Here is a 13,978-nt window from a genome sequence, read left to right on the forward strand (position 1 = left end):
AATCCTTGCTCCCGCACATCCTGTATTTTGTTTTAAAATATTGCCAGAGAATTACACAGGTAAATAATAGAATAAAATCGTTTAAAATGATCGGTGCAAGAGCATTTGATAGTTACAGACTATCACTAACGCGTTAATGATCGCTGATTCAGATTAATAAAGAGGAATTCTCCTATTGCTGGTGAATAAATAGCAGTAAATTTACCTTAGGGTTACGCCATGGATTGTGGGAAAGGCAATAACGGGATATTTGATGGAGTCTGAGTAAATTCTTTTTTTAGATAAATCTTATCATTTTGCTTTCATCCGCCGCTGCCGACGGCAAAAACGCACTGGCATTCGGCGCGAGAATCCGTACCATACACGCCACACCCTGGCATGCCTGATGCGATACGCTCCTTTATGGTTTGCCATTGTCATACCCCCGGCGACACCAGAGATATGAAATAATGTCAGAGAATCAATCGGTTAATAAAAAAGAACAATACAATCTGAATAAATTACAGAAACGCCTGCGCCGGAACGTCGGTGAAGCCATCGCCGATTTTAACATGATTGAAGAAGGCGACCGCATTATGGTTTGCCTCTCTGGCGGCAAGGACAGCTACACGATGCTTGAAATTCTGCGCAACCTGCAGCAGAGCGCGCCGGTGAATTTCAGCCTTGTCGCGGTGAATCTGGATCAAAAACAACCAGGTTTTCCGGAGCATGTGTTGCCCGCGTATCTCGAACAGCTGGGCGTTGAATACAAAATCGTTGAAGAGAATACGTACGGTATCGTTAAAGAGAAGATCCCGGAAGGAAAAACTACCTGCTCGCTCTGCTCTCGCCTGCGCCGCGGGATCCTCTACCGTACTGCCACCGAACTGGGAGCCACGAAAATCGCTCTTGGCCACCACCGCGACGATATTCTGCAGACACTGTTCCTTAATATGTTCTATGGCGGGAAAATGAAAGGCATGCCGCCGAAGCTGATGAGTGACGACGGCAAACATATCGTGATCCGCCCGCTGGCATACTGCCGTGAAAAAGATATCGTGCGGTTCGCTGACGCAAAAGCATTCCCGATTATTCCGTGCAACCTCTGCGGTTCGCAGCCGAACTTACAGCGTCAGGTGATTGCTGACATGCTGCGCGGCTGGGATAAACGTTACCCGGGACGCATCGAAACGATGTTCAGTGCCATGCAGAATGTAGTGCCATCGCACCTGTGCGATGAATCACTGTTTGATTTTAAAGGCCTCACTCACGGCGCTGACGTGGTAGCGGGTGGCGATCTGGCATTTGATCGCGAGGAAATTCCCCTGCAGCCCGCCGGATGGCAGCCGGAAGATGACGAGACGGATTTTCAGGCGACGCGCCTGGACGTGGTTGAAATCAAATAACACGAAGCCCTCCAGCCGGAGGGCTTTTTACTGGCGCTTAGTCGATATTCCTGATTTGCCATTCGCCAGCCAGTACGCGGTCAAGCAGGAAGAACGGCAGCCTGTCTTTCCATTGATGATTATCGACCGGGCTGGCGTACTGGCATAACGAGTTACCCTGCTCATCCAGCACTTCCCAGCGCTGCATTTCCCCATCCGCTTTCTGACTTTCTTTCCCTGCCAGCTGAAAACTGGTATTGCTGCCGATATGGAATTTATCCGTCTGCCAGCGGATGGGCGCATGAGCCGGATAGGGTTGCGCGTCGAGGAAACCAAACAACTCGTCGTGATTGAGCAGACTCTGTTTGATGGTCGGCCACAGATGCTGACGCAGAAAATATTGGTCAACAAAGCGGCGATGCCCTTCACGATCGCTCAGATATTCCCGCGTCTGGTCGATAATCGACGGAAGATTTTCATTGCGGCAACCGCCCCACATTCCCGCCAGCAGCAACTCGGTATGAGTGAAATAATCACGCATGTGGTGATACCAGCGATCACTCTGCAGCCAGGCGTTTACCGCGGCCTGTTCACGCTCGGACAACAGTGAATCGGCATCCCGGATGAGATAGCGTTTAACGGCGGGGTCGTCGAGCACCAGAAAGCGCCACATTAATGGTGGAATGGTTTGATGCTGCTCCCCTTCCACTTTAATTACCTCAGCGCCTTCCGCCCGCAGACGCGCCTGCACCGCCTGCGGTACGCTGTCATCAAGATAGAAACGGCAGCACCATTCCGGGAACAGTTCTTTGCTGACTTTCGCATTCATCACTGCACTTTCACAATAGCGCGGCAGCGCACCGAAAAGCGTAAAAGCGATGACGTTTTCCTGCGGATTATGCGGGTTAAAAGCGGGCGGCTGCGCAGCCGGTAGCGGATACGCCCGACCGCTGCCGAATTTTTTGTCGCCCAGTTCGAGGGAGAGATGCCCATAGCGGCGCAGTTCATCAGGGCGATTCAGCCAGCCGCAGACCTCCGCCAGACCGTCAATCATCGTATCCGGCAGTTTTTCTACCGGCAGGCTTTGCATCAGCTTTTTATAGGTTTTATAGGACTTCTCATACTCTCCCGTGCGCATCAGACAGAGCGCATAACTGGAAAGCACGTCGGGGTTGCGCGGCACGAGCCGCAGTGTCGCTTCGGCGACAGCTTTGCCGGCCGCAAAATCATTTTGCGCGATCGCATCCCGATATTGTTGGGCCAACTGATTAAGCCGCTGCTCCTGCTGCTGCGGTGTGGTCTTCTTGAAAGGATGCATAATTCCCTGCCTCACACGGATTCCTGTTAACGCGCCGGATGCGCTGAGGGATTATATCGCCCTGTTTAGCTTAAGGGTTATCACATCTCAGTGTTTTAAGAGAAAATCTGCGAACCAGTTCAAGCCACTCACGATGCCCTCCTGACGGAGGGCATTTTTCAAAGATGCGGCGGGGGATCGATAATCGGATGCGGATCGGGGTCAGGCGGCGGATCCGGGATAGGGTCTGGTCTCGGGAACGGATCGGGAACCGGCACCGGATCGGTGGGTACGGGGTCACTCATGTGGAATCGATAATGATTCATCTTTGCCTCCATTTCTTGTCGCCCAGTATTAAGGGTAGAAGAGTGTGCGTAAGAGGCAAAAAAAAGCCGACTTGTCTAAGTCGGCGTCGTACGAATCAATTGTGCTATGCAGTAATTCAAAAAAGGAAGTAAGACAATATGGAGCGCAACGCCCATCGCTTGACGTTGCATTCACCTGCAAGAGAAATTCTGCCCTGATTGGCACCCGCGTTTATTGACTTCGCTCAATCTTTGCGGCGTTTTTATGTTCAATAAATGTTAAAAAAGTGATTTTTTACAACCATTTACTGCGATGTAACCACCAGGTAACACCACCAATCAGCACAACCAACATGATACAAAACAACGCGAAGCCGAAATGCCATCCTCCGCCAGGAATACCGCCCAGGTTGACGCCAAACAGGCCGGTCAGAAATGTGCTTGGTAAAAAAACCATCGCCATCAGTGACATGGTGTAGGAACGACGCGACAGCGATTCCGACATCACTTGCGAGATCTCGTCCGCCATCACCCCCGTCCGGGCAATGCAGGCGTCGATTTCGTCGAGCCCGCGGCCTAAACGGTCGGCGATATCCTGCATGCGGCGGCGCTGGTCGTCATTCATCCACGGCAGGCGTTCACTGGCCAGGCGAGCATAAACATCACGTTGCGGCGCCATGTAGCGGCGCATTACAATCAGCTGCTTACGCAGCAGTGCCAGTACACCACGCGCGGGAATTTGCTGATCGAGTAAATCATCTTCTAGATCAATAATGCGGTCGTGTAAATCTTCAATGAATTCGCTGGCGTGGTCGGTTAACGCATCACAAATATCCACCAGCCAGTCACCGCATCCTGTCGGACCGGTGCCCTCCTGTAAATCGTGGACGATGTCATCCAGCGCCAGCACTTTGCGCTGGCGTGTGGAGACAATTAACCGCTCGTCCATGTAGAGGCGCATCGCCACAAGCTGATCAGGGCGCTCCTCGGTGCTGCCGTTGATACAGCGCAGGGTAATCAGTGTTCCCTCACCCAGGCGGTTCACACGCGGCCGCGTGCTTTCGCCCGCCAGTGCATCACGAATATTATTCGGCAGCAGCGGCGTGGTGGCGAGCCATTGCGCGCTTTCCGGGTTGGTATAGTTGAGATGCAGCCAGCAGGGGTGCTGACTGTCTATCGTATCCGTATCTGCAAGCGGTTTTACGCCACCCTGCCCGTCCAGTATCCAGGCAAATACCGCATCCGGCACGTTAACTTCCGAGCCTTTAATGGCTTCCATACCGCCTCCGATCACAACAGGTTGATCCCACTAGTCTAGCGTCATGGCAAAGTTATTCAATAATGTGCGCCGCCAGGGCTATGAATTCTCTGATGAATCGCGTTTTTATGTGTGCAAGCGATAGACAATGTGCGCGATATCGGTAAAGTTAACAAATAGCGGTAGATTTGAAGCGATTTTGTTATCTGGAGAGGACAGTGACCACCAATGCCCCCTGTCAGGCCTTTGACCTGCTACTTGCTGAAATGCGTGGGCTGGCGTTAAAAACCAGTAGCGTGTGGTTTCTGTGGGTAAATATTCTTTTTGCGCTTTTTATTCTCGGTCGTACCTATTTTTCTCCCGACAGTCTTCCCGTCGCCAGTCACCTCCCGTCAGCGGTGATGGAATCGGTGATGGCGATTGTGTTGTTTATCGCATCGGCAGGCTTGTTTATCCAGCGGCTGGCGCCCATTCAGAACGCGCCCTGGCTCAGCAAGCTAGCGCAGGCCGCCGTACTTACCCAGAGCTTATGCTGGTCTGCCTGTTTTTATGTTCTGATTGCCAGCGACGATTTAAAAATCGTTTTCCCGTTTGCTGCCGTGCTACTGTTCAGCGCCCTGATTTCTCTCTATTTTAACCCTCACGTCCTGCTCAGTTTTATCGCCCCGATCTGGCTGACTATTTTCATTACTTCGATGGCCTACAACGCCAATATCACCGTGCTCTACTCGCTGTTGTGGGTACTGCTGGCTGGGTTGATTGAATCCGGGCGGCGGATGCTGAACAACTGGTTCATTCTGGCGCTGCAAACCCAACAAAAAAATGCGGATCTCATCAGTCAACTGGAACTGCTGGCTAACCGTGATCCGCTGACCGGCATCGCCAACCGTCGTGCATTTGAATTACGCCTGGAAGAAGAAGTGGCGCGCCACCAGCGCGAGGGCGGAGACCTTGCGCTGATCATGCTTGATGTCGATCATTTCAAAATCTATAACGACAGCTTCGGTCATCAGACCGGCGATCGCTGTCTGGCGACGCTGGCGCAGTGTCTGGCGCGCGCCTCGTTACATGCGACAGGCATACCCGCGCGGCCTGGCGGAGAGGAGTTTGTCGTGCTGCTGCCCCGCAGTAACGAAACGCAGGCGATTGAAGTGGCGAAGGCTATTGCTGAAGACCTTCGCCAGTTGAACATTGAGCATCCTGGTTCGCCGGTACTTCCCCGTGTGACCGTCAGTCAGGGCATCGCCAGCTGGCGGCCCGGCATGGCGCCCCGCACACTGATTGCGCATGCCGACGCCGCGCTTTATCAGGCCAAACAGCAGGGACGAAACTGTTTCGTCACCTGGAGTCGCCATGACTGACCGGCCATGCACAGAGCATGCGCCTCAGCACACCACATCTTTTTTACTGCTAGATTGATTGAATAATAATATTGATCTGGATAGTACGATGATGAATTACGACATCACCCTCATCCTCGTGTCGCTACTGGCTGTGATAGCTGCCTCCGGCATCGGGTTGTGGCTGGCTTTCAGTCTGCGTCTGAACCGCAAAAGCGCACTAGTCAATTGCATCGCCGCCGCGTTAGTGATGGGGCTGGCGATTGCCGCTATGCACTACACCGGCATAAGCGCCGCCACGTTCAGTCCGCATGACCACGCTTTACCGGGGAGCGTCAGCGAACGAGGGTTCTCTGTCTGGGTGTTTGCGCCCGCGTTCGCAATACTCGGCGTGATGTTAGTGATGTCGATACTCGATTCCCGGCGGCGTACGATTCGCCTGACGGAACACCTGCAACGGCTCAATCAGCAACTGGAACAGCAGGCGCATTATGACGGGCTAACGGGACTTGCCAACCGCACACAGATTGATCTCATCATTGAGCGCTGCATCAAAAATGCGCTGCCCAACCGGCAATCCTTTGCACTGATCCTGATAGATCTCGATCGGTTCCGGCTGGTTAATGATGCATGGGGCTTGCACGTCGGCGATCGCCTGCTGGTCTCCGTTGCCAATCGCATCAGCACTTGCCTGAGCGCCAGAATGACACTGGCGCGACTCAGCAGCGACGAGTTCATTCTGCTGGCACAAGATACTGATGCTCACGACGCCGCCGAGCTCGCCGCTCGTATTGCTGAGCGGTTTAAATGCCCGTTTTATGAGTCCGGCCAGATCATTCAGGTATCGCTCAGCATGGGCATCAGTCTGTTTCCGGATCATGGCGTCACGCTGCATGACCTCAAATTGCGGGCGGATACCGCGTTGTACAATATTAAGCAACAGGGACGAAACGGTTGGGCGATTTACCACGACAGCATGATGCAAAAGGCCTGGGAAAGTGCGCGCTTTTTGCAGGATCTGACCCAGGCAATGGCACTCAATCAGTTCGAACTCTGGTATCAACCGAAATTTAACGCGCAACAGCTGGCGCTGTCAGGTTTCGAAGCCCTGTTGCGCTGGCGTCATCCAGTGAAAGGAGTGCTGCTTCCCGAGCAGTTTCTGGAACTGCTGGAAAAATCCGGTCAGATGGTTCCTGTAGGGCGTTGGGTGATCGACCAGGTATGTCGCCAGTTACAGGTTTGGGCTGAGCAGGGACGTGACGACTGGACGCTGTCAGTTAACCTTTCCACCGCGCAATTTGAGCAGGATGACATCTTTGATCTGGTGTCTGACGCCCTCAACCGTTACCGCATTTCCCCTGTCCGGCTGACGCTGGAACTGACTGAAAGCACCGCACTGCGTAACCTCGCTCGTAGCATTGAAATCCTTAACGATTTTGCTCGCCTGGGAATTACCGTTTCGATTGATGATTTTGGTACCGGTTATTCCAACCTGCTAACTCTGAAAAACCTACCTGCACGTGAATTAAAAATCGATAAACGCGTGGTGAAAGAGATGCGGGAAAACGGCAAGAACATCAAAATTGTCTCCGCCATTATTGATATCGCCCATACCATGAATATGAACGTGGTGGCTGAAGGGATAGAAACACTGGAGCAGAAGCAATTATTAACAGAGATGGGCTGTGGACAGCTTCAGGGATATCTGCTGGCCCGACCGGTGCCGGCGCAGGAGCTCCCCGCATTGCTGGATAACCTGCCGTTCCGCCAGCCAGAACGTGGGGAACGGCACACCAGAACACGCTTTCAGGGGAAGTCGGCTAACAGCTGACTGGCAATGCTCCAGATACCGAAAGCAAAGACACCGAGCATCGAATAGACAAACAGAATCTTTGCCAGATTGCCTGAGTTAACGTAGAACCGCCCGCCGGTTTTCACTCGTTCCCACTCATTTTTAAGCACCGAAGCGCACAAGTTTAAAAATTGCTCCTGAGTGTCTTTTAATAAAAACGTCGAGAAGTGATGGCATTCGGTGTGTTTATCCAGAAACTCTAATAACGACCTCTCTTCCGGACTGGGCGATAAAGAATTAATGCGCAGTTTTACCTGATAAATGATTTTGTAGACATCATAGATATCCTCATCATTCAGCACGCAAACATCACCGTTCGCGACAGAGGATTTTCTTGCCGATTTTTCAGACAGATACGTGAGTTTTGAGCTCAGTTCGCACAGTGAGGCGCGCAGCTCATTAATCCATGCCTGGCGAAACTCTGCTATTTTTATTTCTTTTGTAATGATTAAACCAACAATAGCGGCAAATGCTGCTAAGCATGCCGCTAAAAGTACTACCCAGACTTCCGTCACTTCAATTACCCCTGCGTTGTCGATACTACCGGATCGATGTGTTATCGACACCGCAGGGCAAAACCTTACAGTTGAAGTGGGGTCATCGTGCAAAAATTTTCGCGCTGCTCACAGTTTCAACCTGTGAAGCTAATGTTTCACGATATACATCGTGCGTGTATACGCCACATCCTCAGGGTTATTGATGGGGTAACCCTTCACCCACGGTTTAATCAGACGCGCGTTGGTATACTGATAAATAGGCGCAATCGGTGCTTTTTCCGCGAGGATCTTTTCTGCCGCGTTGTAGTCGGCATTGCGCGCCTCGTCTGAAGTCTCCAGCGACGCCTGATTCAGCACTTTGTCGTAGGCCGGATCGTTGAAGCGTGAGATGTTACCGCTGTGAGCAGAGGTGAGCAGCGACAGGAACGTCGAAGGCTCGTTATAGTCCGCGACCCAGGACGCGCGAATTACATCGAAATTACCGGTGTTACGGCTGTCGATATAGGTTTTCCATTCCTGGTTTTGCAGTTTCACGTCCACCCCAAGGTTTTTCTTCCACATGGATGCCACCGCAATCGCCACCTTCTGGTGGATCTCCTGCGTATTGTAGAGCAGCGTCAGGTTGAGCGGGCGCGTCGGGCCATATCCCGCCGCCTGCAGCAGGGTTTTCGCCTGCGCGTTCAGCTCGGCCTGGCTCATCTCTTCGAACGGCGACGGCTGCGGTTTGAACCCCGCCGTGGCGTCTGGCGTAAATCGCCAGGCGGGTTTCTCGCCTGAGCCTAACACTTTCTCCGCCATGATCCGGCGGTCGATAGTCAGACTGAGCGCAAGACGTACGCGGGCGTCAGCCGTCGGCCCTTTTTGCGTGTTAAAGGCGTAGTAATAAGTGCCGAGCTGCGGCGGGGTATATACCTGTCCAGGCAGTTCCTTGAGCAGCTTCTGATACAGATTTTTTTGGGAACGACTCGGTGATGTCGATGTCACCCGCCTGATAGCGTTTAGTGGCGGCCGATTCCTGATTAATGGGAACGAATGTCACCTGTTTAATCACCGTTCTGGCGTTATCCCAGTAATGGGTATTCGGCACCAGATCCAGCTTTTCGTTTACCACCCGATCTTTCAGCACATACGCGCCATTGCCCACCAGCCTGCCCGCCCGCGTCCAGTTTTTATCACCCTCAACCGCGGCTTTCTGCACCGGGTAAAAGGCAAAACTGGCGGTCAGTTTCGCAAACCACGGCAGCGGTTTATCCAGCTGAATACGCAGGGTATGCGGGTTGATCGCCGTCACACCAAGTTTCTCCGGCGTGACTTTTCCATCGATGACATTTTGCGCATTATTGATGCCTGCCAGAGCAGCAAACCAGGCAAACGGCGAAGTGGTTTTTGGATCAACCAGCCGCTGCCAGCTATAGACAAAATCCTGGGCGGTAACTGGTGTGCCATCCGACCATTTTGCGTCATCGCGCAGCGTGAATGTCCAGACGCGGTTATCGTTGGTTTGCCACTTCGTCGCCACCCCCGGAATGATATTGCCCTTTTCATCCTGATTCACCAGACCTTCATACAGGTCGCGAATCACCTGAATTTCAGGCAAACCGACGGCTTTAGCGGGATCTAATGTCGCAGGCTCATCTTTGATGTGGCGAACCAACGTCTGTTTCTCAGCCAGCACCGTCCCCGACGGTACCTCCGCCGCTATCGCCAGCGACGACAGCGTACTAAGCCACAGCGCACAACATGTCAGTGAGACAGGATGCTTCATAAGATCCCCTTTATTAAAATGATAACCATCCGGTAAACCCGGTAATTATTTGTTTCAGCAATAGGAATTGCAAACCCCCTGTGCGAGAAAATTGACACAGACGGCTTTTTAAGCGACACGGAAACTCGTTGATCCGCAGCCGATTTTGCACAACACTTCCAGTAACGCCATTACCTCCCAGGGAACACTATGTCTGTCACTCGCCCTCGCGCCCTTCGTGGCGCCTTTCCGCCTGGCACACAACATTATGGTCGCTCACTGCTTGGCGCGCCGTTGATCTGGTTTCCCGCACCGCTGGCCGATCATGCCAGTGGGTTGATTATTGCGGGCACGCATGGCGACGAAAACGCCTCTGTTGTTACCCTCTCCTGCGCGATGCGTACCCTGACGCCGGATTTACGCCGTCATCACGTGGTGCTGACCGTCAACCCGGATGGCTGCCAGTTGGGATTGCGCGCCAATGCCAATGGCGTCGATTTGAATCGCAACTTTCCGGCTGCAAACTGGAAAGCAGGGGAAACGGTCTATCGCTGGAATAGTGCGGCGGAGAGCCGTGATGTGGTGCTGCTAACCGGTGATAAGCCCGGCTCAGAGCCTGAGACGCAGGCGCTGTGCCAACTTATCCATCAGATTCACCCTGCCTGGGTGGTGTCGTTTCATGACCCGCTGGCCTGCATTGAAGATCCGCAACGCAGCGAGCTGGGAGAATGGTTATCGCAGGCGTTTTCACTGCCGCTGGTCACCAGCGTCGGCTATGAAACCCCGGGTTCCTTTGGCAGCTGGTGCGCAGACATCGGCTTACCCTGCATCACCGCCGAGTTCCCGCCGGTCTCTAACGATGAAGCGAGTGAAAAATATCTGGCGGCAATGACGGACCTGCTTCACTGGCATGCTCAGAGATGAAGCAGACCGGTGGTAAAGCGAAGCCCCGGCTCAACGTCAACCGCAAGCCAGGTCGGGCCGTCGAGATCGGCAAATCTGACCTGCGGGATCAGCGGCAGCATTGCCGCGATCGCGCGTGACGTACAGAGCATGCAGCCCGCCATGATGGCAAACCCCTGCGCCTTCGCCTCTTCTGCCAGTGCCAGCGCTTCTGTTAAGCCGCCGGTTTTATCCAGCTTGATGTTGATCATCTCATAGCGCCCTTTCAACGTAGTCAGGCTGTCACGCGTATGGCAGCTTTCATCGGCGCAAATGGGCAACGGATGGATAAAATTCGCCAGCGCCGCATCTTCGCTGGCGGGTAGCGGCTGTTCCAGCATCGCCACGCCTACATCCGCCAGCAACTGGCAGCGCGCCGCGAGCCCGTCAATGCTCCAGGATTCGTTGGCATCGACAATGATTGTCGCCTCCGGCACCGCCGTACGAATAGCAACGATGCGCTCGCTGATGAGATGATCGTCCAGCTTCACTTTCAGCAGACGAGCCCCCTTCTGCCAGAGAATTTTTGCGCAACTGGCCATCGCTTCAGGTTCGCCAATGACCACGGTTTGCGCGGTGGTAATGGTGTCATGCTGATCGACGCCGGTTAATTGTGACAACGTCACATTTTTTTGCCGACCCTCAAGATTCCACAGTGCGCTGTCGACGGCATTTCGTGCGGCCCCTGCTGACAGAAGATGTTGAACATCAGCGCGCGTCGCGCCTTTCTCAATCGCGTCAGTGATGGTGACAATTTGCGCCATCACTGAGGCAATACTCTCACCGTAGCGGGGATATGGGGTGCATTCGCCGACACCTTTGACGCCGTCCTCCTCCACTTCGACCACTACCACTTTCGCCTCACTGCGGCTACCGCGGGCAATCACGAACGGGGTATGTAGCGGCCAGGATTCTTCAAACACGCGCAGACTTCTCATCCCATCTCCTTTCAGATTGATACGAAATTCAATTTGCTGTGTTAACTACGGTTGGAATACACTAGCTGCGACGTTAATTATATGTAAACAGGAAGATAAACATGTCACAAACCGTGCATTTCCAGGGCAATCCAGTTTCCGTTGAAGGCGCTATTCCGCAGCAAGGAACAAAGGCACAGCCTTTCACGCTGGTCGCTAAAGATCTCTCCGACGTCGCGCTGAGTCAGTTTGCAGGCAAACGCAAAGTACTGAACATTTTCCCGAGCATCGATACCGGCGTTTGCGCGGCATCCGTGCGTAAGTTTAACCAACTGGCGGGCGAGCTGGAAAACACCGTGGTTCTGTGCATCTCCGCTGATCTGCCTTTCGCCCAGTCCCGCTTCTGTGGCGCGGAAGGTCTGAGCAACGTGGTCACGCTCTCCACGCTGCGTGCGCCAGCGTTCCTGCAACAGTACGGCGTTGCCGTTGCCGCAGGCCCGCTGAAAGGCCTCGCCGCCCGTGCGGTGATCGTGATTGATGAAAACGACAACGTTATCCACAGCGAACTGGTTAACGAAATCACCAATGAGCCGGATTACACCGCGGCACTCGACGCGCTGAAAAACTGATTTACCCTGAAACAAACAAAGCCTCCATTTAAGGAGGCTTTTCTTATTCTTCGCCCTTCTTCTGGCTCAGACCATACTCGCGCAGTTTATTGGCGATCGCGGTGTGGGAAACGCCGAGGCGCTTCGCCAGTTTTCGCGTACTGGGGAAACTGCGATACAGCTGGGTCAGGACAGAACGTTCAAAGCGTCTGGTAATGTCGTCCAGCGATCCTTCCATCGCATCTTCGCCGACTGCCACCGTTGAGGCGTCGAAATCCGGCAACAGAATGTCCTGCGGACGCAGTTCATAGCCTTCCAGCTGCGTCAGCGCGCGGTATACCGCATTCTTCAACTGACGAACGTTACCCGGCCAGCCATAGCGCGTCAGCACGTTATTGAGATCAGCGGAAAGTTTCGGACGGGCGATCCCCTGCTCGTCAGCAAAGCGCGCCACGAACAGCTCAGTCAACGGCATGATGTCCTGCGGACGATCCCGCAACGGCGGAATATTTAGCGTCAGCACGTTGAGACGGTAATAGAGATCTTCACGGAAGGCGCCTTTCTGCACCAGTTCCACCAGGTTTTTCTGCGTCGCGCAAATCACTCTGACGTCGACATGCACTTCATGATCTTCTCCGACGCGGCGGAAAGTGCCGTCATTGAGGAAACGCAACAGTTTCGCCTGCATGCGCGGCGACATTTCGCCAATTTCATCAAGCAGCACAGAGCCGCCGTTCGCCTGCTCAAAGAAACCCTTTTTCCCTTCCGGCGCGTGACCAAACAGCTCGCTCTCAACGGCATCTTCAGGGATCGAGGCGCAGTTCAGCGCCAGATAGGGTTTTGCCGCGCGCGGGCTGGCAAGATGACAGGCATGGGCCAGCAGATCTTTACCCGTGCCAGTGTCGCCAGAAATCAGCAGCGGCGCAGTGAGCATCGCCAGCTTGCGAGCCTGCTCCACCACATGACGCATTTTCGGGCTCGCCGCCACGATCTGGCTGAAAGCGCTGGTATCCTGACTGGTCATGGTCTGCAGCTGGCGCCCCATGCGCACAGTGGAGCGCAACATCGCCACCGCGCCCGTCAGAACCCGCTCGGCGTTTTCGCCTTCCAGGTAAACCGGGGTGATCTCCAGCAGGAAGTTTTGCCCGTTAACCACCACGTGTTCGGCGTGAGATTCCACCGTGGCGGCTTCCAGCCAGCGCTGAAAATTGAAACCGGGGATTAACTGCCCGGCATTCTGGTTGCGAAGACGTTCCGGTGCCTGCCCAAACAGCTGGCAGCTGGCCGGGTTCGCCAGTTCGACTTTACATTTAGTGTCCAGCGACAGCACCGGCTCCGGCATCGCTTCAAGCAATGCGCTGAGCGCCAGGTGTTCGCGTTCAGAAGGCATCCACGGCACCGTACGCACGTCGGTGACACCCGCGATGCGGCGGATTTCCGCCATCAAACTGCTGAACGTGGTAAATTCCAGTTCCGCAAAATTGAGATAGATTCGGCCAATGGGGTCGATGTCGATACCGCGTAAATCAATACCGCGTAGCACCAGCAGGTCGAGTAATTCACGAGTCAGACCCAGCCGATCCTGACAAAACACTTCAAGACGCATGGAAACGTTCACCCTTATAAGCCAATGACTCAGGGATAATAGGACAGTTCTCAACTGGCGGGAAGATGGCTGTCAACAAATATTGACAGTATGGACAAAAAACCGGCGTTCGGCGCGCTAAAAGATACGCCTGACGTGCTGACCGGCGAAAAAACCACCTAAAACGAACTTCCTTATTTGTGACACCGCTCACATACACCCGCTCAGCCTCATGCAAACATCGCAACGCCTTAACTTATTGTTTTATA

General features: G+C 53.7%; 11 protein-coding genes and 1 pseudogene. 5 read left to right on the plus strand and 7 right to left on the minus strand.

The annotated features are described in order from the left end of the window. Positions 1–449 precede the first annotated feature (449 nt). The gene (ttcA, locus tag GTGU_RS03375) at positions 450–1,385 is read left to right on the plus strand and encodes a tRNA 2-thiocytidine(32) synthetase TtcA (RefSeq protein WP_038154233.1); all 936 of its coding nucleotides are present in this window, start codon (positions 450–452) and stop codon (positions 1,383–1,385) included. A 37-nt stretch (positions 1,386–1,422) separates the two neighbouring features. Here ttcA and GTGU_RS03380 read toward each other — a convergent pair whose 3' ends face one another. From GTGU_RS03380 to zntB, 3 genes are all read right to left on the minus strand, one after another. Next, positions 1,423–2,697 (minus strand): tetratricopeptide repeat protein, encoded by a 1,275-nt coding sequence (locus tag GTGU_RS03380; RefSeq protein WP_245609582.1) that lies wholly within the window; start codon positions 2,695–2,697, stop codon positions 1,423–1,425. A 143-nt stretch (positions 2,698–2,840) separates the two neighbouring features. Further along, entirely contained in the window at positions 2,841–2,987 is a 147-nt protein-coding gene (gene ynaL / locus GTGU_RS26015; RefSeq protein ID WP_169741155.1) for a proline-rich small protein YnaL, read from the minus strand. Positions 2,988–3,261: 274 nt separating this feature from the next. Further along, the gene (zntB, locus tag GTGU_RS03385) at positions 3,262–4,245 is read right to left on the minus strand and encodes a zinc transporter ZntB (RefSeq protein ID WP_038154235.1); all 984 of its coding nucleotides are present in this window, start codon (positions 4,243–4,245) and stop codon (positions 3,262–3,264) included. A 197-nt stretch (positions 4,246–4,442) separates the two neighbouring features. Here zntB and GTGU_RS03390 point away from each other — a divergent pair, with 197 nt between their 5' ends. Together GTGU_RS03390 and GTGU_RS03395 are read left to right on the plus strand one after the other, a co-directional pair. After that, positions 4,443–5,585 (plus strand): GGDEF domain-containing protein, encoded by a 1,143-nt coding sequence (locus GTGU_RS03390; protein WP_038154236.1) that lies wholly within the window; start codon positions 4,443–4,445, stop codon positions 5,583–5,585. An 88-nt stretch (positions 5,586–5,673) separates the two neighbouring features. Further along, complete coding sequence (locus GTGU_RS03395) at positions 5,674–7,395, plus strand: putative bifunctional diguanylate cyclase/phosphodiesterase (RefSeq protein WP_051857288.1); 1,722 nt, start codon at positions 5,674–5,676, stop codon at positions 7,393–7,395. Here GTGU_RS03395 and GTGU_RS03400 read toward each other — a convergent pair. Further along, positions 7,371–7,931 (minus strand): hypothetical protein, encoded by a 561-nt coding sequence (locus tag GTGU_RS03400; RefSeq protein WP_038154237.1) that lies wholly within the window; start codon positions 7,929–7,931, stop codon positions 7,371–7,373. The genes GTGU_RS03395 and GTGU_RS03400 overlap by 25 nt on opposite strands. Positions 7,932–8,060: 129 nt before the next feature. After that, positions 8,061–9,678, minus strand: a pseudogene (locus GTGU_RS03405) (peptide ABC transporter substrate-binding protein). A 189-nt stretch (positions 9,679–9,867) separates the two neighbouring features. Here GTGU_RS03405 and mpaA point away from each other — a divergent pair. Continuing rightward, the gene (gene mpaA, locus GTGU_RS03410; protein WP_038154238.1) at positions 9,868–10,581 is read left to right on the plus strand and encodes a murein tripeptide amidase MpaA; all 714 of its coding nucleotides are present in this window, start codon (positions 9,868–9,870) and stop codon (positions 10,579–10,581) included. Here mpaA and ycjG read toward each other — a convergent pair. After that, entirely contained in the window at positions 10,572–11,537 is a 966-nt protein-coding gene (gene ycjG, locus GTGU_RS03415) for an L-Ala-D/L-Glu epimerase (protein ID WP_038154239.1), read from the minus strand. The genes mpaA and ycjG overlap by 10 nt on opposite strands. Positions 11,538–11,638: 101 nt before the next feature. On the opposite strand from ycjG, the gene tpx reads away from it, so the two are divergent. Next, positions 11,639–12,145: a thiol peroxidase gene (gene tpx / locus GTGU_RS03420; protein WP_038154241.1), complete on the plus strand. Its 507-nt coding sequence runs from the start codon at positions 11,639–11,641 to the stop codon at positions 12,143–12,145. Positions 12,146–12,188: 43 nt separating this feature from the next. Here tpx and tyrR read toward each other — a convergent pair whose 3' ends face one another. Then, positions 12,189–13,730, minus strand: a complete 1,542-nt coding sequence (gene tyrR / locus GTGU_RS03425; protein ID WP_038154242.1) for a transcriptional regulator TyrR — start codon at positions 13,728–13,730, stop codon at positions 12,189–12,191. Between the last annotated feature and the right edge of the window lie 248 nt (positions 13,731–13,978).

It is taken from the genome of Trabulsiella guamensis ATCC 49490 (genome assembly GCF_000734965.1).
GTDB lineage: Bacteria > Pseudomonadota > Gammaproteobacteria > Enterobacterales > Enterobacteriaceae > Trabulsiella > Trabulsiella guamensis.